The sequence below is a fragment of the Leifsonia sp. RCC_180 genome (assembly GCF_058138205.1).
In genome coordinates, this window is record NZ_CP200340.1 from 1001596 (window position 1) to 1020530 (window position 18935).

Genomic DNA, 18935 nt, shown 5'->3' on the forward strand with positions numbered 1-18935 from the left:
GTCGGCAAAGCCTGGCTGCGGCTCACGTGTAGCAGTTCGCGCCGATCGCGAAGTGCGTGAACAGCGTCCAATTACTCATTCCCCAGCCGAACAGCACACCCGCCGCTGTGGCCGCGGCGAAGACCCCGGCGACGACCTTGAGCCGATACACCGCTGGTCCTCGGGTCGTGACCACCAGAGCGACCAGTGCGCCTACGATCACAAGCACCAGCGGCACCACACCGAACATGACGAAGAAGCCGACTTCGCCGGTATCGGCCATACGCGCCCGGCACTCTTCCTCGTAGGCCTCGCCTAGTGCGAACGCGAACCAGAGCCACGCGAAAATGATTGCTGTCGAACAGAGACTGATCGCCGCGGACGAGTACGAGCGGGTGGTCTTCTTGTCACCGACGATGTCGACGTCTCGAACGACCTGCCTCCGCATTAGTCAGAACTCCACACCGGACGGGCCTGAGAGGCCAGCTGAAGAAGCGGTGCGCTGTCCAGCACGACGTGCGACTCCGGTATGTCGAAGGCCGGCCACTGGACGACAACCTCGAGCGGACCCTCGGGAGGCAGCGACCAGAGCCATATGCCGTCATCGAACCGGTAGGTGTCCTCCCCACCGCCTCCGCCTCCGCCAGAGCGGGTAAGGCTGTGCTTCTCGGGGGTGACACCGAACATGCCAGGCCCGAGATCGGCGATCAGCTGTTGACCGTCGCCAAGAACGACGCCGTAGCGAAGTCGCTTCGGATCCCAGCCGCCGAAGTGATCGTGCATCTGGAACTGCATTCCTTGCCATTCCTGACGACTCCTGCCGCCACGTCGGATACGGCGGTCGATCAGGAACTCGACGCCGTTGCTGTAGACGCGCGCCATAGTCAGGATGAGGGTGACGGTGTCGTTGCTGGCGATCGTCTCACCGATGGGGAAGATAGCAGCGAGTTCGTCATCGGAAGGCTTCCACCATGGCGCCGCGACATGCTCGGCGCTCTCGGTCTCGTCCTCGGGCGGGTCAGGCGGGAAGAAGCTCACAGTGGCCACCCGACCACACAGCAGCTTGGTCTCGCAAGAGGTGTTGTCGCGGACTCTGGCCGTCGGCAGCATGTCCTGCCGGGTCGACGCCGCATGCCCGAGCAGCTACGTGCGCATATTCCGGCGGGGTCCGCTGCCGGTCGGTGGGCTCTCGATACGATGAGCGCCATGACCACGACGCGCGCCGAAGATTCCGGAGTGACTGCGTATGACAGCATCGCGGAAGGCTACGCGGTGCTCAACGAGACCAGCCTTCTGAACGAGTACTACAACCGGCCTGCCCTGGTCGAGCTCGCAGGCCACGTCACTGGACACCGGATTCTCGACGCCGGCTGTGGGTCGGGACCGATCCTCGCGGGTCTACGCGACCGCGGCGCCATAGTCACGGGTTTTGACTCGAGCGCCGGGATGCTGGACCAGGCCAGGCAGCGTCTCGGCACTGACGCAGACCTGTTCCAGGCTGACCTTGCAGATCCTTTGCCGTTCCCAGACGACACCTTCGACGATGTCATCGTGTCGCAGGCGTTGCACTACCTCGAGGATTGGGGTCCGACTCTGGCGGAGTTCCGACGTGTGCTGAAGCCGGGCGGCCGACTGATCGTCTCCGAGGAACACCCGTCCGCAACTTTCCTCGGCGATCGACTCTCCGGTGGTACGTCGGAGTACTTCGGAACACGGGCGCGCACCGAAGAATGGACGATGGGCGACAGCACGGCCGAGCTCACGTTCTGGGACAGACCGCTCCACGCGATGACCGACGCATTCGCTGCAGCGGGGTTCCGCATCGAGACGATCAGCGAGCCCGCGCCTACGCCTGCTGCATATGAGCGATTTCCCGAGGAGTTCGAGAACCGCCCCAGCGGACGCTTCTTGGCTTTCCTGCTCTTCGTTCTACGCTGACACACATGAGCACGACGCCCCGCGAGCTCGAAGACGCGTTGGGAGCTGGACGACGACCAGGCGACCGTGGTGCTGGCGTGGTTCTCGAACTGAACTGAAGTCGACGTCCGCGGCCCGATCTGTAAGGTGGCCGTGGATGTCATCGTCGACAGGGGGAATCATGGACAACCGCGCCCGCGCCTTCAGCACCACGGCGATCGCCGCCTTCGCTCTGGCCATCGGTCTCGCGGGATGCTCCACGCTGCCGACTCAGGAGGCGACCGCATCCGGTGGTGCTGCCTGCGTGAACGTGCGCTCGACCGTCACCAACCTGGAAGCACTTCGAGCATGGTGCCTCGACCGCCATGACGCGGCCGCCGCCGCAGGATGGGTCACCGGGATCGAGAACTCGCTGAAGGCCGGCGCAACGGAAGACACCGCGACGTCCTCACGCATCCGCGACGCCGCATCTCGGCTCGAGGAACAGGTCAAGCTCCTGTCGGGCCCCGACAGCGAGACTGCGATCGAGCAGCTGCCCGATGTCATCAACAGCGTCGTGGACGAGCTGAAGCCTGCTCGCGACGCCGTGTGTGCCTGACCGTGGTGCGGGCGCGGTTCTCGGATTGAGCGAGAGAGATGAGACCTGACGTGGAACGCCTTGATGCGAGCAAGCGATCTCGAAAGCTGCCGTGGTGGGTGATCAGTGCGACTCCCCGGAACGCCCGAAACCAGGCGATCTGGTACAGCGTGATCTTCGCCCTCTATGTGTCGCTCTTGATCGCAACTCCTCCGCGCAACCCATGGATCGTGCTCGTCTGCGTCTTGTGGGGATTGCTCACGCTCCTGGCGTGGCTCGGAGTGACATACCACCTCCGTCACGCCGATAAGTCCGACTCGGATTCTCAGCGGTAGAGCAGCCCGCTGGTGCTTCGAGGCGGTGTCCCTGCCGCGCCTCGCTCCGAGGCAGTCGATACATCGCGGTGTGAGCGTCCGCGACTCTGCATCGTTCCCAGACGTCGACGCTCACGCCCGCTGTTATGCTCGGCCCCGTGTCCGAAACCACAAGGCTGCTGCTCATCTCGCTGTACGTCGGATGCCTTGCACCTGCGGGCCTGCTGGCAGCTGTCTTCGGACGGGCAGCCTGGCGGAAGTTGGTGACGGGCACGTCTTCCCGCCCCGAGAAGCACCGGGCGGTCTGAAGCAGCCAGCTCGCGCGATACCAGCCTGCATCGACATCGGGGAAATCAGATGACCGTATCGGAGGGCGGCATCGCTGTCACGCAGTCGGCGACCCGGTTCCGCCGGCGCACCAACGCAGCGAACATCCTCGTCGCGATCGCCGGCCTCGCGCTGGCCATCATGGCAGCCGCCGACTGGTACCTCGTCATACAGCTGAATCCGGTGACGAGGTTCTTCATCCTCGGGCTGATCGTCTTTGCAGGCTGGTTCCCGGTCGCGCTGGTCATCATCGCCGTGTGCCTGCGGCCGTACTGGGTGACCTTCATCGCGCTCGGCGTCGTCGGCGTCGCGATCCTCGCGATGTTCGTCGTCTTCTACGCGGTCCCTGACGCGCACTACCCGTACCCAGAGATCTCGTGGCCGCACCGCGGATCCGCCTGACGAGTGAGGCGGCTCCGCCGCTCGGTTGATGTTCTCGCCGCTCGGCAGGGGCACGGTGGAACAGTGCGGTGGAGGAGAGCTCTGGGGTGGACGCCCGTCACGCTCTTCGTCTCGCTCGTAGCTGCAGGCATCGGGTTGTGCGCCATTCACTTCGGAGGTTCGGGTGTCCTCCTGGTCGGAACGCTCGACTCCGCGCAACTTGGTGCGCTGCTCCTTGTGGTCGCCGCAGCATGCGGCGTCTTCGCTGTCATCCAGGCAGCCATCCTGGCGGCCCGGCTACGACGGCCGGTACTTCGGGTGCTCGTGCGATTGACCTCCGCTCTGCTGCTTCTGGCGGCGGTGCCCATCGGATATCTGCTGATGCTCTCGGCGGCGTTCAGCACAGTGAACGAGTACTGGTCGCTCGACATCCCCGGACACAACGTCGTCATCCGGGTCTTCACGTGGCATCACCGCAGTCTCGACATCCTGGAGCAGGACGGGACGTTCTTCCACGAGGTCGCCGTCTGCGGCGGACCACTTCCGGTCGACGGCTATGACGCCTTCTCGACCGGTCAATACGAACTCGTCTTCCGCGGAGACCGCAACGTGATCCGGTTCGCGGAGCGCCCAGGCGGTGCACTCACTGGTGAGGCGGTTCTCGGATCGCGCCTAGGGGATAACGTCTCGGCGAGCTGCAGCTCGAGCTGAAATCTGTACCCGTAACTCCTCATGCGAACCACAGAGCCAGGCCGAAGGCCCAGGCGACCAGCGGCAGCACAAGCACCAGCAGCAGCACGGCTGTGCCGTTGACGCGGAGCCGCATCCCCTTCTGGGTCTGAGCGGAGATCAGCGGCACGGCGAACGCAAGGACGACCAATGCCAGGAACCCTCCCCCGAAGAACGCAAGAGACGCCTCGCCGGCGTCGGTGTTGTAGTCGGCGTGCCACCAGCCGAGGCTGGCTCCGGCTCGAAACGGGAGAGCGCCCATGAACAGGTACAGGAAGAACAGCGGGAAGGCTGGGATGGCGTACCAGCCGAGCATCCGCCATTCGGATCGTTCGACTGCTTGGTCCTTCGCCGTCATGGTCTCCATCCTCCCGTGAATCGGTCAGGGGCGCCGCCCACTACTATCGCCTTCGGGAGGGTCGATGGCGCGCAGGACGATGGCCGACCGATTGCAGGACGGCTTCGAGTCGCATCCGCCCACGGACCACCGGCCGATACCCGCGGAGCCGCCAGTCACACCCGGTCGGCGTCGACTGGGTGCGTTCGGTTTCGCGATGGCCGGTGTCGCGTTCGGGATCGTCCTCTTCGTGCTCAGCTACCTCGTGGTCGACGGCGTCTGGTGGAACGTCGAGTCCCAAGCTGTCTGCACGGTCACCGCGACGTCGCATCACCCCGTCTATTCCAAGTCTGGGTTCCTCGGGACGGACTGGGACCTGACGACGAGTTGCGGCAACCTGCAGGTCACTCGCAACGGCGAGCGATTCCCTGACGCGGCGGCGCAGCACCTCGCCCGCTCGCTCCAGGCGGGATCGACTTACCGGTTCTACCTCCGGGGTTGGGACGGCTGGCCACAAGGTGCTCGCGCGATCATCGCGGCAACACGGCAATGAACAAGAAGCCCCGACGAGCACGAAAGCTCGCCGGGGCGAATCGAATAGTTGAGCGCCGAGCGCCTCAGCTCTTCTTGAGCTTGATCGTCGTCGTCGTGCCGAGCGCGCTGGCGGTGTAGCTGACGGTGTCGTCCTGGAAGGTGAAGTCCTTGGTGTCGTCCTGCGACGCCAGCATCGCCGACTCGGTTGCGGCCTTATCGCGGGTCGAGGTCCACTTGTACGGCGTGGTCGCATCCGTAGGTGCAGTGAACGTGCCGATCCAGTAGATCGATTTGGTGTCACCGTTGTCGGCGACCCAGTTGATTGTGATGACGTTCCCGGAAATCTCCGCCTCCTGGTACGAGTCAGCGGCAGCCGAGTTGGTCTGCTTCCACGTGCCCGTCAGATCGGCCGGCTTGGCCGGTTCCTTGGTCGCCTCAGCGACCGGGGTGCCGTGAGAGCTCGGCGAAACGGGGGCAGACGGTGTGCTGGCGCATCCGGTGAGGGCGATTGCGGCGGAGATGGTGACGGTGAGCGCGAAGGGTGTGAGCTTGTTCATAATCGTTTCCATCGTGGCAGGCCAGTGACTCATCCTCAGTACCCCAGTCTTGGGGCACCAGGCGGAAACGACAAAACCCCCGATTTCTCAGGGGTTTCTCTTGGTGGGCGATACTGGGATCGAACCAGTGACCTCTTCCGTGTCAGGGAAGCGCGCTACCGCTGCGCCAATCGCCCGAGCCTGAACGCGAAGCTCAGGATCGAGGTGGATACGGGATTCGAACCCGTGTATACGGCTTTGCAGGCCGCTGCCTCGCCTCTCGGCCAATCCACCGAACGCCACAACACGGAAAAAACCGTACCGTACTTGAGAGAACCCGATCCGAAGATCGGGCCGACTCGAGCGGATGACGAGACTCGAACTCGCGACCCTCACCTTGGCAAGGTGATGCGCTACCAACTGCGCTACATCCGCATTTCGCACCCCAGTTCCCTGCGGCACTTGAAAGACTCTATCCGATTCGCAGCGGCAAAACAAAACCGGTTACGCCTGCCGGGTGTGTCGTTTGGAGGGGTCGTGTCGATGTGCATCGTGCCCCCTGAGTCGGCTAGTATCGAATCTCGCAGCCGCTCGGTGGTTGCGCTGGGCGATTGGCGCAGTTGGTAGCGCGCTTCCTTCACACGGAAGAGGTCATCAGTTCGAGTCTGGTATCGCCCACCATACGAAACCCCCGGTCACGCCGGGGGTTTCGTGCGTTCGGGCCTCCCCGCCATCGAAGGAGATCGGGCGCGAAATCTCCTTCGATTGGCAGTAGTGAAGGAGATTCGGCCGGGATTCGTTCGAAACTCCTACGGAAAACGGACACGGAAACGGACGGGCACCAGGACAGCCCGCTACCGCCAGCCGTAGCGGGCCGACAGTGCGCCCCGCACCGTGTCGAAGCGGCGCGCGTCGAGCGCGGCGCCCTCCCGGCGCATACCCGACTGCTGCACCCGGAACACGCGGTCCAGCCGAACGTAGCTCGGGCGGCGCCGGCCGTCCCACTCCCCCGAGCCGATCGGCAGGTATTGGGGGCGGCCGGGATGCTCCTGACTCGTCAGCGCCACCGCCAGCACCGCACCGGACGGCTCGGTGGCGACAACCAGCACCGGGCGGTCCTTGCCTCGGCCGTCGGCCTCCTCGTACGGCACCCAGGTCCAGACGATTTCGCCCGGGTCGGCGTCACCGTCGAGCCGGGGTTCGTATGAGGTGCGGATGCGGCCGAGCCCACGCGGGTCAACTTGCACGGTCGCACCCGAACCGGCGCGCCCCGGCTCAGCGGGCGGACCCGGGGTCCGGTTCTCCCCCGACGGGCGGAACAGCCCGCTCAGCGCGGACAGGATGCGTCTCATGGATGCCACGAGCGGCACCATAGCGGACCCGCGTGAGCCCGACCGTGAAGCGCAGCGCCAGTGCGAGCAGGAGCGACACGGTCGTCGCGTACAGCAGCACCGACATCCCGGCGATCCCCTGGGCGATGAACAGGTCGAAGTTGCCGCTGTCGACCATCCCGCTCCCGGTCGCGAAGAGTCCGGGGAACAGGAGCCCGACGAGTCCGCCGACGATGGTGATGACGCACAGTGTCAGGGCCGGCCCGAAGCGGGCACGGGAGGCGAGGTCGACCATGGTCGCGCACGCCAGTGCCGACAGGGCACCCACGAGCATCGACCAGCCGAGGGTCAGGGCCCCGGAGGCGGCGGTCGCGCCGACCAGCCCGGCGAAGGCTCCGCAGAGAGCACTCGTGAGGGTCGGGTGGCGGAGGAGGACTGCATCCACCAGCATCCACATCAGGACGCCGGTCGCGGAAGCGATGAACGCGCTCATCGCCATCAGCGGCGCGTACTCGTCGAGCGCGCCTTCCGAGCCGACCACCAGCCCGAGCCAGCCGACCCACACCATGGCGCCGCCGATAGAGACGAGCGTGGGGCGGCTCGGGTGCGCGGGGAGATGCTCGAGCCGGCCGCAGGCCAGCAGGATGCCGACGGCGCTCCCGCCCGCGGCCACGACGACGAGGGCGCCGCCGAAGTCGACCACCTTCAGGCCGGCGATGGCCCAGCCGTCCTCCAGCGAGAACACCCCGTAAGCGACCGGGACGACGACCAGTGGCAGCCAGAGGATCGAGAACAGGATCCACGCGCGCAGGGTCAGCCGCGAGGCGACGGCGACTCCGACGATCGCGGCGCAGAGCACCACCACGGCGATCAGGTACCCGGCGTGGGCGGCCGGGTAGGGCGATGATGCCGCCGGGTGCACGCTCGCGACCGACGCGAGTCCTGGATCCGGCTTGCCGACGAGGTGCGGCAGCAGCGGCGGCCCGGTGATCAGACCGTATCCGCCCAGCACGGCCAGCGGGATCACCACCGCCGCACCGACCAGGACGAACCGGAGTGCGCGCGCGGCCCTGGCCCGGCCTGCCATTCCGCCGGCGAAGAAGGCGAGTCCGAAGGCGGCCAGCAGCACGAGCGCGCCGCAGAAGAATAGGAGCAGCGCATCCACCTGGTCGGGTGTCGCCTGTGCCATGTGCTCCCTCGCCTCGAGAATCCCCACCTCACCCTAGCGACGCTTCGGATGCGGTCACCGCACGACGGAACGGGGCGCCGCCTGCCGGCGACACCCCGTTCCGCTTTCGCGTCCGATGGTCGGATCAGACCGTCTCGAGCGAGTAGCCCTCTTCGCCGTGCACCACGGTGTCGACGCCGGCCAGCTCGTCCTCGTTCTTGATGCGGAAGCCCATCGTCTTCTGGATGATCCAGCCGATGGCGTACGCCAGGACGAAGGAGTAGATCAGCACCGAGAAGGCACCGAGCGCCTGCACACCGAGCTGCTGGAAGCTGCCGCCGTACAGCAGGCTCGAGAACGGCTTGGAGGCGTCGCCGTCCACGTGGGTGAAGCCGAAGAAGCCGATCCAGAGCGTTCCGATGATGCCGCCGACGAGGTGGATGCCGACCACGTCGAGCGAGTCGTCGAAGCCGAGGCGGAACTTCAGGTCGATCGCCAGGGCGCAGACTGCACCGGCGACGAGGCCCAGGACGATCGCCCAGCCCGGCGTCAGGATGTTACAGGCCGGGGTGATCGCGACGAGGCCCGCCACGGCGCCGGAAGCGGCACCGATGGAGGTGGGCTTGCCGTCCTTGAACTTCTCGACGATCAGCCAGCCGATGGTGGCGGCGGCCGGAGCTGCGAGGGTGTTCACCCAGGCCAGGGCGGCCACGCCGTCCACCGCGGCCTCCGACCCGGCGTTGAAGCCGAACCAGCCGAACCACAGCAGGGCGGCGCCGAGGAGGGTCAGCGGCACGTTGTGCGGCTTGTTCATGCCCTTCTGGAAGCCGACGCGCTTGCCGAGCACCAGGGCGAGCGCGAGCCCGGCCGCACCGGCGTTGATGTGCACCGCGGTGCCACCGGCGAAGTCGTTCACGTGGAGGCCCGCGACGATCCAGCCCTGGGAGAGGTTGAAGACCCAGAAGGCGACCGGGAAGTAGACGAGCGTGACCCAGACGCCGGCGAAGACCATCCAGGAGCTGAACTTGGCGCGGTCGGCGATCGCGCCGGAGATCAGGGCGACGGTGATGATGGCGAAGGTGGCCTGGAAGCCCGCGAACGCGAGGCCGCCGAGGTCGGGGGTGATGCCGTCCTTGCCCATCAGGCTAGACAGGAACCAGTCGGGGGTTCCGAGGAGGCCGGGGATGCTGGGCGTGCCGAAAGCGAGTCCGTAGCCGTAGAGCACCCAGAGGACGCCCACCAGGGCCATCGCTCCGAAGCTCATCATCATCATGCTGATGACGCTCTTGGCGCGGACCATGCCGCCGTAGAAGAAGGCGACGCCGGGGGTCATCAGCAGGACAAGGGCTGCGGCGACAAGGAGCCAGAGGGCGTTGACCGTCCCTGCCTCCGCGTAGTCCGCTGCTGTGTGGAGCACCATGCGAATTGTCTACCTCTCTGTGCTTCTGCCCCGCGGGGTGACGCGATCCCGATCCGGGTGGGGGGCGCTTTCGGGGTGGGGCCAGTCTTGACGTGAGAGGTTTCGTCAGAGGGATGCTCGTGTTTCGCGAGTGTTACGCATCCTCACGGTGTGTAAACACTGTGTTTCGGGACGCTGCCGATCCGCTCAGCGGGTCGTCACGAAACGCCTGGAGTTCAGAGGGCCAGCTTCTCGCGCACCTGACGCTTGGCGCGGCCGAGCAGGGCGGACATGCCGCGGAGGCGCAGCGGCGACACGGCCTGCGTCAGCCCGAGGCTCTGCGGGTACTCGTCGGGCACGGCGAGGACCTCGTCGGCGGTCAGGCCGGCGAGACCCTGCACGAGGATGGATGCGAAGCCGCGCGTCGTCGGCGCCTCGCGCGGCGCTGTGGCGAACAGGTGCACGATCTGTTCGCCGTCGACCTCGACGAAGATGTAGACCGGCGCCTGGCACTCCTCCACCCGCTCGAGCAGGTCCGGGTGGTCGCGGTAGCGCTCCGGCAGCTCCGGGAGTTCGTCGGAGAACTCCAGCAGCAGCTGCAGGCGGTCGTTCTGCTCCAGTGCCTGGAAGTCGTCGCGGATCTCGGCGAGCGCGCGCGTCAGTTCGGTCATCCCTTAAGGCTACGTCCGTTTTGCGAACGCAGGAGCAGCGTGCGGATCAGCGCGCGGGAACCTCGCCCGGCTCGGCACCGGTCGCGATCGGGACGCGCACGGCGGAACCCCACTCCGTCCACGAGCCGTCGTAGTTCTTAACGTTCTCGAAGCCCAGGAGGTGAGTGAGCACGAACCAGGTGTGGCTCGACCGCTCGCCGATGCGGCAGTAGGCGATCACGTCGTCGCCGGGAGCGAGCCCCGCGCCGTCGAGATATACCTCTTCCAGTTCGGCGCGACGCTTGAACGTCGCATCCGGAGCGGCGGCGCGGGCCCACGGCACCGACTTCGCCGAGGGGATGTGACCGGCGCGCAGGGCACCCTCGGTCGGGTAGCCGGGGATCTCCGTCCGCTCGCCGCTGTACTCCTCGGGCGAGCGCACGTCGATGAGTGGCTGTCCGAGGTGCGCGAGCACATCATCCTTGAACGCTCGGATGACGGAGTCGTCGCGCTCCACCACCGGGTACTCGACGGGAGCCCGCTTGGGCACCTCGCGGGTGACCTCCCGGCCCTCGGCGATCCACTTGTCGCGGCCTCCGTCGAGCAGGCGGACGTCTTCGTGGCCGAACAGGGTGAACACCCACAGCGCGTACGCAGCCCACCAGTTGTTCTTGTCGCCGTAGATGACGACGGTGGTGTCGCGGGCGATGCCCTTGGACCCGAGCAGCTCGGCGAAACGCTCGGCGCTCACGTAGTCGCGGATCACCGGATCGTTGAGGTCCGTGTGCCAATCGATCTTCACCGAGCCCGGGATGTGTCCGGTGTCATACAGCAGCACATCCTCGTCGGACTCCACCACCGCGAGCCCCGGTTCACCCAGGTGCTCCGCGAGCCATTCGGTGGTCACCAGACGCTCGGGGTGGGCGTAGCCGGCGAACTCGGGCGACGGGTCGGTTGCGATGGTCATGCTTCGGTGTCCTCCAGGGATCGGTCGAGATCGCGGGGCTAGGCTGGGAGGCCTGCGACAGCTGCGAATCTATGTCCAGCGTAGGCGGCCCGGAACGGCCGCGGTAAGACTTCGACACAAAGGTGCACAACCCGTCATGACCCTCGAACAGACCGGCGCCCTCCCCCGTCTCTCCGACCGCTCGCCCGCCATCACGGGGGCGGAGATCGCAGACAGTCTGGTCCCGCCGTCGCAGTTCGAGCACGCCACCTTCGACTCGTACCGTCCCGACCACGACTACCCGTCGCAGGCCGAGGCCGTGTCTCTGCTGAAGCTTTTCGCGAAGACGTGGGAGCCGCAGCGTCCCGCAGGGCTGTTCAGCCGTAGTCGCAGGAAGGTCGAGGCGATGAAGCCGGGCGTCTACCTGGATGGCGGCTTCGGTGTCGGCAAGACGCACCTGCTCGCGGCGCTCTGGCATGAGGCCCCCGGCCCCAAGTACTTCGGCACCTTCATCGAGTACACCGCCCTCGTCGGTGCGCTCGGGTACGCGGGCGCGGTCGACCTGCTCCGCGGATCCACCCTGATCTGCATCGACGAGTTCGAGCTCGACGACCCGGGCGACACCATGATGATGACCAGGATGCTGGGAGAGCTGGTCGCCTCCGGAACCCGTATCGCCGCCACCAGCAACACACCCCCGAACGCGCTGGGCGAGGGACGCTTCGCCGCCAGCGACTTCCTGCGCGAGATCCAGTCGCTGTCTGCGAACTTCCAGACGATCCGGATCGACGGCCTCGACTACCGCCGCCGCGACACCACGGGCGCCGCGATCACCGTGGAGCAGCCGGAGTACGACCGGGCCCTCGAGGCGATGGCCGGCCGCGGCGAGACCGTCACCAGCGACGGTTTCCAGGACCTCATCGCGCACCTGGCGACCGTGCACCCGTCCCGCTACATCAAGATGATCGGCGGCGTGGATGTGATCGGCCTGCGGGATGTGGAGGTGCTCCACGACCAGATGGCGGCCCTTCGCCTCGTGGCCTTCATCGACCGCGTCTACGACGCCGAGATCCCTATCGTGCAGACGGGCGTGCCGCTCAGCGAGGTGTTCGACGATGAGATGCTCGGCGGCGGCTACCGCAAGAAGTACCTGCGCTCGACGTCGCGCATGATCGCGCTCACTGCGGGCGAGCTTCCGCCGCACGACGAGTAGGCACGTTCTCGGCGAGCCAGCCGGCGATCGCGGCCGTCCACTTGGCCTCGTCGTAGTTCCAGAGCTTCGTGTGAAGGGCCGTGTCGAACGGCACCAGCGTGACGATGTCGCTGCGCGCCTCGGCGAGCGCGCGCGAGCCGGTGGAGGGCACGAAACCGTCGTCGTCACTGTGCAGGATGAGCATCGGCAGGCTGAGCTCGGAGGCGCGCGCGACGAAGTCCATGCTGCGCAGGTCGATCGGCGCGCCCTGCCCCGTGATCGGGCCGCTCCACTCCGCCTCGATGAGGCGCATGGCCGCCCGGGTCATCACATCCGGCAGCCGGAGGAGGTTCCCCTGGTACTCGAGCGTGTCGATCCAGTCGATCACCGGGGACTCGAGGACGATGCCCGTCACGTGCTCCAGCGACGTAGAGCGGGTGATCGTCTGCAGTACGACCGCTCCTCCCATCGACCAGCCCATCAGCACGATCGACCGGGCGCCGTGCTCCACCGCGTAGTCGATGGCCGCCTCGATGTCGCGCCACTCCGTTCCGCCGAGCCCGTAGCGGCGGTCGGCGCTCTCCGGGGCGTCCCCGTCGTTGCGGTAGGAGGCGAGCAGGCAGCTGAAGCCGGCGTCGTGGTACACCCGCACGGCACGCAGCCCCTCCTGCCGGGAGGCGCCCCATCCGTGCACCTGGATGACCCAGCGGCCCGGTTCGGCATCCTCGGGCGCGGGGAACACCCACGCGGGAGCCTGACCGAGGTCGGTGGGGATCTCGACGCTCGTGACCGGGAGGCCGATCTCCTCCGGCTCCAGGTAGTAGTAACCGCTGATCCGTGCGCGCCCGGCCCGCAGCTGCCCGAACTGGATGCGCTCGAGCTCGCGCGTGACGCTGCCGTCCCCGCGCTCGATCAGTCCTCCGACCTTGGCGAAGCAGGTGTCTCCTCCCCACCACATCCCGAAGCGGCCGGGCATGGCGGCATCCGGCGTCTCCCGCAGGGTCACCGTGCCGAGGGTCTGGTCGAACGAGCGGATTGTCTGGTTCTGCGGGCGACGCCGCACCGGCGTGATCACGGTGCGGGCGACCCGGGTGGTGGCCCAGGCGGCGAGACCCGCGGTCGCCAGGACGAGGCCTCCTGCGACGAACGCCGCCGTGCCGACGGTCTTCCCGATCACTGATCCCGTACCCGTGCCCGCCATAGTGAGCAGCGTACCGGCGGGCCTCCGCGCACGCCCTCAGGAGTTCCCCAGGCGGCGTGCCTTACTGCCGCGACACCCGAAAGGCTTCTAGTGTTCGAAGCGTGCCGACACCGACATCCCCACCGCAGCATCCGGCGGAGTTCGCCACGGCGCTGCAGTCCATTCGCGCCGCAGTGTCGCGTCCGGAGCTCGTGATCGAAGAGATCCCCGCCCCCGCGCAGCTCGCGCCGTTCTCGGTCGCGCTCGCCGCGGACGTGCGGCCGGCCCGGCACGGCAGCGACTCCGACCTCGGCACCGGGCGCTTCATCCTGCTGTACGACCCGGACGAGCCGGAGGCGTGGGGCGGTCCGTTCCGCATCGTCTGCTTCGCCCAGGCGCCGCTGGAGACCGACATCGGGCTGGACCCGTTCCTGGCCGACGTCGCCTGGTCCTGGCTGGTGGATGCGCTGGATGCCCGGCACGCCCGCTACACCGCGGCGAGCGGGACGGCCACCAAGGTCATCTCCACCGGATTCGGCGAACTCGCGGCCCAGGGTGACGGCGCCCAGATCGAGCTGCGCGCCTCCTGGAGCCCGCTCGAGTCGGACGTCTCAGCCCACGTCGAGGGATGGGGCGAGCTGCTGTGCATGCTCGCCGGCCTGCCCCCGACCGGCGAGGGGGTGAGCCTGCTCAGTTCCCGGGCGGCGACGCCCAGAAAGGCGCCGCGTGGCTGAATACACGGTCATCGATTCGCGCAGCGCCTATCTGGCTGCGGTCGACCGCATCGTCGAAGGAACAGGCCCCGTCGCCGTCGACGCCGAGCGCGCGAGCGGTTTCCGCTACTCGCAGCGGGCGTACCTCATCCAGGTGTTCCGCCGCGGCTCCGGCACGTTCCTGTTCGACCCCCCTGCGGTCGGCCGCTTCGACGAGCTGAACGAGGCCATCCACGATGAGGAGTGGGTGCTGCACGCTGCCACCCAGGATCTGACCTGCCTGCGCGAAGTCGGCCTCGATCCGTCGATCGTCTTCGACACCGAACTCGCCGCACGCCTGCTCGGGATGCCGCGTGTCGGACTCGGGACGGTCGTGGAGGAGCTCCTCGGCATCCACCTGGCGAAGGAACACAGCGCCGCCGACTGGTCGACGCGTCCCCTGCCCCAGCCGTGGCTCGACTACGCCGCTCTGGATGTGGAACTGCTGCCCGACCTGCGCGATTCGATCGCCGCGCTGCTCGACGAGGCCGGAAAGACCGACATCGCCCGGCAGGAGTTCGCCGACGAGCTGGTTCGCGAGCTCGTACCCGTGCGCTCCGAGCCCTGGCGCCGGCTGTCGGGCATCCACTCCATCCGGGGCATCCGCAATCTTGCCGTCGCACGCGAGCTGTGGCTGGCGCGGGATGCGCTGGCCCGCGACACGGACACCGCACCCGGGCGCCTGGTGCCGGATGCGTCCCTCACCGCTGCCGCAAAGGCGATGCCGGACAGCAAGCGGGCCCTCGCCGCGATCCGGGAGTTCACCGGTCGCGCCAGCCGCACGGAGCTCGACCGCTGGTGGGCGGCCATCGAGGCCGGCCGCACCACCGACGACCTCCCCGTGCTGCGCGGCAACGGCGACACGCTCCCCCCGCCGCGCGCCTGGTCGGACCGGAACCCGGAGGCGGACGCCCGCCTCAAGGCCGCCCGCACGGCGCTCGGCACCGTGTCGGAGGAGCGGGCCATCCCCCTGGAGAACCTGCTGACGCCGGACACCCTGCGCCGTGTCGCGTGGACTCCCCCCGCCGAGATCACGCCCGAGAGCGTCGGAGAAGCGCTCGCGGCGCACGGCGCCCGCCCCTGGCAGGTTGCCGCAACCTCACAGGTGATCGCCCAAGCTTTTGTGGAAAGCACCCAAACGGCCGACGAGGGGCCCGAGCCGATTTCGTAGGAAGGATCAAACGATTCTTTTCGTGCACAGCGGTGTACCTAGGATCGTTTCCGACCTTGAAATGGGAGGCACTGTGGCCGAGAAGAACGATGTCGTGTTCGTCGACGGAGTCCGCACTCCGTTCGGACGGGCCGGCGAAAAAGGGCAGTACTGGAACACCCGCGCGGACGACCTCGTCGTGAAGGCGATGATCGGTCTGCTGGAGCGCAACCCCCAGGTGCCCAAGGACCGGATCGACGATGTGGCCATCGCCGCCACCACCCAGCAGGGCGACCAGGGCCTGACCCTCGGCCGCACCGCCGCGCTCCTCGCGGGCCTTCCCAAGTCGGTCCCCGGGTTCGCGATCGACCGGATGTGCGCGGGCGCCATGACCAGCGTCACCACCCTCGGCTCGGGAGTCGCGTTCGGTGCCTACGACCTGGTGATCGCGGGCGGCGTGGAGCACATGGGCCGGCACCCGATGGGCTTCGGCGCCGACCCCAACCCCCGCTTCCTCTCCGAGAAGATGGTCGCGGAGGACGCGCTGAACATGGGCATGACGGCTGAGCGCATCCACGACCGGTTCCCGGCGCTCACCAAGGAGCGCTCCGACCGCTTCGCCATGCGCAGCCAGCACAAGCTCGCCGCAGCCTACGAGGCCGGCAAGATCCAGCCCGACCTGGTGTCCGTCGCCATCCGCTCGGAGTCCGGCTGGGGCCTGGCCACCGAAGACGAGGGGATGCGCCCGCAGACCACCATGGAGGGTCTCGCAACACTGAAGACCCCGTTCCGCCCCCACGGCCGCGTGACGGCGGGCAACTCCTCGCCGCTGACCGACGGCGCGACCGCCAGCCTGCTCGCGTCCTCCGACGCCGTGAAGGAACTGGGCCTCGCCCCGAAGATGCGCATGGTGAGCTTCGCGTTCGCCGGCGTCGAGCCGGAGATCATGGGGCTCGGCCCGGTCCCGTCGACCGAGAAGGCGCTCCGCAAGGCGGGCCTCACGATCGAGGACATCGGCCTGTTCGAGCTCAACGAGGCGTTCGCCATCCAGGTGCTCTCCTTCCTCGACCACTTCGGGATCGACGACGAGGACCCGCGGGTCAACCAGTGGGGCGGCGCGATCGCGATCGGCCACCCGCTCGCTGCGAGCGGCGTGCGTCTCATGATCCAGCTGGCGGCCCAGTTCGCCGAGCACCCGGAGGTGCGGTACGGCATCACGGCGATGTGCGTGGGCCTCGGCCAGGGCGGCACCGTCATCTGGGAGAACCCGAACTACGACAAGCGCGCCGCGCGGAAGGGCTGAGCCACAGTGACCGACTACAGCACGATCGATTTCGGCCCGCTCGCGGCGCTCACCGACGACGAGGTCGTCACCCACTCCCCGGTGAAGGATGTGCGGCTCCCGAGCGGCAAGACCCTCGCCCTCGTCACCCTCGACAACGGCCGCGACCACACGCGTCCGAACACGATGGGTCCGGCCACCCTGCTGGAGCTGGGGAAGACCTTCGACCAGCTGGCGGAGCGGGCGAAGAAGGGCGAGATCGACGCGGTCGCCGTCACGGGCAAGCCGTTCATCCTCGCCGCCGGTGCCGACCTCAGCCGCGTGAACGAGATCCCGAGCGTGGAGGTCGCGAAGCTGCTCCCGCAGCTCGGCCACTACGTGCTCGGCAAGCAGGCGACCCTCGGCGTGCCGTCGTTCGTGTTCACGAACGGCCTGGCGCTCGGCGGTGGCGTGGAGATCGGCCTCAACGCCGACTACCGCACCATTGACCGCAATGCGGCCGCTTTCGCCCTGCCCGAGGTCTTCCTGGGCCTCATCCCGGGCTGGGGCGGCGCGACCATCCTCCCGAACCTGATCGGCATCGAGAACGCCCTCAAGGTGGTCATCGAGAACCCGCTGAAGCAGAACCGGATGCTTAAAGCCCAGGAAGTCTTCGACCTCGGCATCGCGGACGCGATCTTCGACTCGGCCAACTTCCTCGAGGACTCGCTGAAGTGGGCCGACAAGGTGCTCACCGGCCAGATTGTGGTCAAGCGACCCAACGAGCCGGGCAAGCTCGAGCGGATGGTCAAGTGGGATGCTGCCATCGGCATCGCCCGTAAAATGCTGGAGTCGCGCATCGGCACCGTCCCGAAGTCGCCGTACCGAGCGCTCGACCTTCTGAAGGCCGCCAAGTCGAACGACCGGGAGGCCGGCTTCGCCCTCGAGGACGACGCGCTCGCGGAGCTCATCGCCGGCGACCAGTTCCAGGCGAGCATCTACGCGTTCAACCTCGTGCAGAAGCGGGCCAAGCGTCCCGCCGGAGCGCCCGACAAGAAGGTCGCGAAGAAGGTCACCAAGATCGGCGTCATCGGCGCCGGGTATATGGCCAGCCAGTTCGCGCTGCTGTTCGTGCGCCGGCTGCGCGTGCCCGTGGTCATCACAGACCTCGACCAGGCGCACGTCGACAAGGGTGTCGCCTACATCCACGAGGAGATCGGCAAGCTGCAGGAGAAGGGTCGTATCTCCCCCGACGAGTCCAACCGCCTACGTGCGCTGGTCACCGGCACGACGAACAAGGCCGACTTCGCCGACTGCGACTGGGTCATCGAGGCCGTGTTCGAGGAGCTCGGGGTCAAGCAGGACGTCTTCGAGCAGGTCGAGCAGTTCATCTCCGACGAGGCGGTGCTGGCGACCAACACGTCCTCCCTCTCGGTGGAGCAGATCGGCGCGAAGCTGAAGCACCCGGAGCGTCTAGTCGGGTTCCACTTCTTCACCCCGGTCGCGGTCATGCCGCTGATCGAGGTCGTCAAGACGCCGCTCACGGACGAGGCCACCCTGTCCACCGCGATGGTGACGGCTGCAGCGCTGAAGAAGAACGCCGTCATCACGGCCGACACCCCCGGCTTCGTCGTCAACCGTGTGCTGGCGAAGATCCTCGGGGATGCGATGCACGCCGTCGACGATGGCACACCGTTCGAGGTCGTGGACGAGGCCATCGTTCCGCTCGGCCTCCCGATGCCCCCGTCGGTCCTGCTCGACCTCGTCGGGCTGAAGGTCGGCGCTCACGTGCTCGACACCCACCACGCGGCGTTCCCCGACCGGTTCTACCGCTCGGAGAACCTCCACAAGCTGGCCGAGTACGGCACGCTGCTGGAGAAGGACGCCAAGGGGAAGGTGAAGGGCCTCGACAAGGGCGCGGCGAAGATCGTCTCGGGCGGCAAGAACCCGTGGACGAAGGAGCAGATCCTCCGCACCCTCGAAGACGGCCTGGCCGACGAGATCCACCGGATGCTGGTCGACGACCACGTCGTCGAGGCGCCGGAGGACATCGACCTCTGCATGATCCTCGGGGCGGGCTTCCCGTTCCAGATGGGCGGAATCACGCCGTACCTGGATCGCGTGGGCGCGTCCGAGCGGGCCAGTTCTATCGACGGGCACAGGGGCGACACCTTCCACCACCCGCCGATCAAGGGCGTCGCGTAACTGCGCCGCGGAATTGACGCGACACGCCGTCCGGCCGAGGGGCCGGACGGCGTGTCGCGTCAAGCGGACG

21 protein-coding genes and 4 tRNA genes are annotated in these 18935 nt (G+C 67.5%); 12 read left to right on the forward strand and 13 right to left on the reverse strand.

Going from position 1 to position 18935, the window contains the following annotated elements:
- Nucleotides 1-22: 22 nt before the first annotated feature.
- Nucleotides 23-262, reverse strand: coding sequence for a hypothetical protein (locus AB7E03_RS04955; protein ID WP_489939831.1), 240 nt, complete (start codon nucleotides 260-262; stop codon nucleotides 23-25).
- A gap of 164 nt (nucleotides 263-426) precedes the next feature.
- The gene (locus AB7E03_RS04960; RefSeq protein ID WP_489939833.1) at nucleotides 427-1089 is read right to left on the reverse strand and encodes a hypothetical protein; all 663 of its coding nucleotides are present in this window, start codon (nucleotides 1087-1089) and stop codon (nucleotides 427-429) included.
- A gap of 96 nt (nucleotides 1090-1185) precedes the next feature.
- Here AB7E03_RS04960 and AB7E03_RS04965 point away from each other — a divergent pair, with 96 nt between their 5' ends.
- The 5 genes from AB7E03_RS04965 (at nucleotide 1186) to AB7E03_RS04985 (ending at nucleotide 4206) form a co-directional block, all read left to right on the forward strand.
- Entirely contained in the window at nucleotides 1186-1917 is a 732-nt protein-coding gene (locus AB7E03_RS04965; RefSeq protein ID WP_489939835.1) for a class I SAM-dependent methyltransferase, read from the forward strand.
- Between the two features lie 136 nt (nucleotides 1918-2053).
- Complete coding sequence (locus AB7E03_RS04970) at nucleotides 2054-2494, forward strand: hypothetical protein (protein ID WP_489939837.1); 441 nt, start codon at nucleotides 2054-2056, stop codon at nucleotides 2492-2494.
- A 451-nt stretch (nucleotides 2495-2945) separates the two neighbouring features.
- On the forward strand, nucleotides 2946-3095 hold the full coding sequence (locus AB7E03_RS04975) for a hypothetical protein (protein WP_489939839.1): 150 nt from the start codon (nucleotides 2946-2948) through the stop codon (nucleotides 3093-3095).
- Nucleotides 3096-3144: 49 nt separating this feature from the next.
- Entirely contained in the window at nucleotides 3145-3516 is a 372-nt protein-coding gene (locus AB7E03_RS04980; RefSeq protein ID WP_489939841.1) for a hypothetical protein, read from the forward strand.
- 63 nt (nucleotides 3517-3579) lie between these two features.
- Complete coding sequence (locus AB7E03_RS04985) at nucleotides 3580-4206, forward strand: hypothetical protein (protein ID WP_489939843.1); 627 nt, start codon at nucleotides 3580-3582, stop codon at nucleotides 4204-4206.
- Between the two features lie 19 nt (nucleotides 4207-4225).
- Here the strand turns inward: AB7E03_RS04985 and AB7E03_RS04990 are convergent, their stop codons facing one another.
- Nucleotides 4226-4582, reverse strand: a complete 357-nt coding sequence (locus tag AB7E03_RS04990; RefSeq protein WP_489939845.1) for a hypothetical protein — start codon at nucleotides 4580-4582, stop codon at nucleotides 4226-4228.
- 196 nt (nucleotides 4583-4778) lie between these two features.
- Between AB7E03_RS04990 and AB7E03_RS04995 the strand changes: the two genes are divergently transcribed.
- Nucleotides 4779-5114 carry a hypothetical protein gene (locus AB7E03_RS04995; protein ID WP_489939847.1) on the forward strand — a complete coding sequence of 112 codons (336 nt, stop codon included), beginning with the start codon at nucleotides 4779-4781 and terminating at the stop codon, nucleotides 5112-5114.
- 64 nt (nucleotides 5115-5178) lie between these two features.
- On the opposite strand, the gene AB7E03_RS05000 is transcribed toward AB7E03_RS04995, so the two are convergent.
- The 4 genes from AB7E03_RS05000 to AB7E03_RS05015 all read right to left on the reverse strand — a co-directional run bounded on the left by AB7E03_RS05000 (nucleotide 5179) and on the right by AB7E03_RS05015 (nucleotide 6066).
- The gene (locus AB7E03_RS05000; protein ID WP_489939849.1) at nucleotides 5179-5652 is read right to left on the reverse strand and encodes a hypothetical protein; all 474 of its coding nucleotides are present in this window, start codon (nucleotides 5650-5652) and stop codon (nucleotides 5179-5181) included.
- A 101-nt stretch (nucleotides 5653-5753) separates the two neighbouring features.
- Nucleotides 5754-5828, reverse strand: a tRNA-Val gene (locus AB7E03_RS05005).
- A 26-nt stretch (nucleotides 5829-5854) separates the two neighbouring features.
- Nucleotides 5855-5925, reverse strand: a tRNA-Cys gene (locus AB7E03_RS05010).
- Nucleotides 5926-5993: 68 nt separating this feature from the next.
- A tRNA-Gly gene (locus AB7E03_RS05015) sits at nucleotides 5994-6066 on the reverse strand.
- Between the two features lie 170 nt (nucleotides 6067-6236).
- Here AB7E03_RS05015 and AB7E03_RS05020 point away from each other — a divergent pair.
- Nucleotides 6237-6312 (forward strand) — tRNA-Val (locus AB7E03_RS05020).
- Nucleotides 6313-6485: 173 nt separating this feature from the next.
- Here the strand turns inward: AB7E03_RS05020 and AB7E03_RS05025 are convergent.
- From AB7E03_RS05025 to AB7E03_RS05045, 5 genes are all read right to left on the reverse strand, one after another.
- Complete coding sequence (locus AB7E03_RS05025; RefSeq protein ID WP_489942864.1) at nucleotides 6486-6983, reverse strand: type II toxin-antitoxin system PemK/MazF family toxin; 498 nt, start codon at nucleotides 6981-6983, stop codon at nucleotides 6486-6488.
- Complete coding sequence (locus tag AB7E03_RS05030; protein ID WP_489939851.1) at nucleotides 6907-8151, reverse strand: ammonium transporter; 1245 nt, start codon at nucleotides 8149-8151, stop codon at nucleotides 6907-6909. Before AB7E03_RS05030 ends, AB7E03_RS05025 begins: the two co-directional genes overlap by 77 nt.
- Nucleotides 8152-8275: 124 nt before the next feature.
- Entirely contained in the window at nucleotides 8276-9550 is a 1275-nt protein-coding gene (locus tag AB7E03_RS05035) for an ammonium transporter (protein ID WP_489939853.1), read from the reverse strand.
- 215 nt (nucleotides 9551-9765) lie between these two features.
- Complete coding sequence (locus tag AB7E03_RS05040) at nucleotides 9766-10200, reverse strand: SufE family protein (protein ID WP_489939855.1); 435 nt, start codon at nucleotides 10198-10200, stop codon at nucleotides 9766-9768.
- Nucleotides 10201-10246: 46 nt separating this feature from the next.
- Entirely contained in the window at nucleotides 10247-11146 is a 900-nt protein-coding gene (locus AB7E03_RS05045) for a sulfurtransferase (RefSeq protein WP_489939857.1), read from the reverse strand.
- Between the two features lie 136 nt (nucleotides 11147-11282).
- Here AB7E03_RS05045 and zapE point away from each other — a divergent pair, with 136 nt between their 5' ends.
- Entirely contained in the window at nucleotides 11283-12338 is a 1056-nt protein-coding gene (gene zapE / locus AB7E03_RS05050) for a cell division protein ZapE (protein WP_489939859.1), read from the forward strand.
- Here zapE and AB7E03_RS05055 read toward each other — a convergent pair.
- Nucleotides 12304-13518, reverse strand: coding sequence for an alpha/beta hydrolase family protein (locus AB7E03_RS05055; protein ID WP_489939861.1), 1215 nt, complete (start codon nucleotides 13516-13518; stop codon nucleotides 12304-12306). The two genes, zapE and AB7E03_RS05055, sit on opposite strands and share 35 nt — an antisense overlap.
- A 101-nt stretch (nucleotides 13519-13619) precedes the next feature.
- Between AB7E03_RS05055 and AB7E03_RS05060 the strand changes: the two genes are divergently transcribed.
- From AB7E03_RS05060 to AB7E03_RS05075, 4 genes are all read left to right on the forward strand, one after another.
- Complete coding sequence (locus AB7E03_RS05060; RefSeq protein WP_441782006.1) at nucleotides 13620-14231, forward strand: DUF3000 domain-containing protein; 612 nt, start codon at nucleotides 13620-13622, stop codon at nucleotides 14229-14231.
- Nucleotides 14224-15420, forward strand: a complete 1197-nt coding sequence (locus AB7E03_RS05065; protein WP_489939863.1) for an HRDC domain-containing protein — start codon at nucleotides 14224-14226, stop codon at nucleotides 15418-15420. Before AB7E03_RS05060 ends, AB7E03_RS05065 begins: the two co-directional genes overlap by 8 nt.
- Nucleotides 15421-15481: 61 nt before the next feature.
- Nucleotides 15482-16702: a thiolase family protein gene (locus AB7E03_RS05070; RefSeq protein WP_489939865.1), complete on the forward strand. Its 1221-nt coding sequence runs from the start codon at nucleotides 15482-15484 to the stop codon at nucleotides 16700-16702.
- A 6-nt stretch (nucleotides 16703-16708) separates the two neighbouring features.
- Nucleotides 16709-18865, forward strand: a complete 2157-nt coding sequence (locus tag AB7E03_RS05075) for a 3-hydroxyacyl-CoA dehydrogenase NAD-binding domain-containing protein (RefSeq protein ID WP_489939867.1) — start codon at nucleotides 16709-16711, stop codon at nucleotides 18863-18865.
- The last annotated feature ends 70 nt before the right edge of the window (nucleotides 18866-18935 follow it).

Coding starts and splice junctions, on each gene's coding strand:
- zapE (WP_489939859.1), top strand. CDS start 11,283: ATGACCCTCGAACAGACCGGCGCCCTCCCCCGTCTCTCCGACCGCTCG.
- AB7E03_RS05035 (WP_489939853.1), bottom strand. CDS start 9,550: ATGGTGCTCCACACAGCAGCGGACTACGCGGAGGCAGGGACGGTCAAC.
- AB7E03_RS05040 (WP_489939855.1), bottom strand. CDS start 10,200: ATGACCGAACTGACGCGCGCGCTCGCCGAGATCCGCGACGACTTCCAG.
- AB7E03_RS04960 (WP_489939833.1), bottom strand. CDS start 1,089: ATGCTGCCGACGGCCAGAGTCCGCGACAACACCTCTTGCGAGACCAAG.
- AB7E03_RS05055 (WP_489939861.1), bottom strand. CDS start 13,518: ATGGCGGGCACGGGTACGGGATCAGTGATCGGGAAGACCGTCGGCACG.
- AB7E03_RS04995 (WP_489939847.1), top strand. CDS start 4,779: ATGGCCGGTGTCGCGTTCGGGATCGTCCTCTTCGTGCTCAGCTACCTC.
- AB7E03_RS04990 (WP_489939845.1), bottom strand. CDS start 4,582: ATGACGGCGAAGGACCAAGCAGTCGAACGATCCGAATGGCGGATGCTC.
- AB7E03_RS05030 (WP_489939851.1), bottom strand. CDS start 8,151: ATGGCACAGGCGACACCCGACCAGGTGGATGCGCTGCTCCTATTCTTC.
- AB7E03_RS04980 (WP_489939841.1), top strand. CDS start 3,145: ATGACCGTATCGGAGGGCGGCATCGCTGTCACGCAGTCGGCGACCCGG.
- AB7E03_RS05045 (WP_489939857.1), bottom strand. CDS start 11,146: ATGACCATCGCAACCGACCCGTCGCCCGAGTTCGCCGGCTACGCCCAC.
- AB7E03_RS05000 (WP_489939849.1), bottom strand. CDS start 5,652: ATGAACAAGCTCACACCCTTCGCGCTCACCGTCACCATCTCCGCCGCA.
- AB7E03_RS05070 (WP_489939865.1), top strand. CDS start 15,482: ATGGGAGGCACTGTGGCCGAGAAGAACGATGTCGTGTTCGTCGACGGA.
- AB7E03_RS04955 (WP_489939831.1), bottom strand. CDS start 262: ATGGCCGATACCGGCGAAGTCGGCTTCTTCGTCATGTTCGGTGTGGTG.
- AB7E03_RS05025 (WP_489942864.1), bottom strand. CDS start 6,983: ATGAGACGCATCCTGTCCGCGCTGAGCGGGCTGTTCCGCCCGTCGGGG.
- AB7E03_RS04965 (WP_489939835.1), top strand. CDS start 1,186: ATGACCACGACGCGCGCCGAAGATTCCGGAGTGACTGCGTATGACAGC.
- AB7E03_RS04970 (WP_489939837.1), top strand. CDS start 2,054: ATGTCATCGTCGACAGGGGGAATCATGGACAACCGCGCCCGCGCCTTC.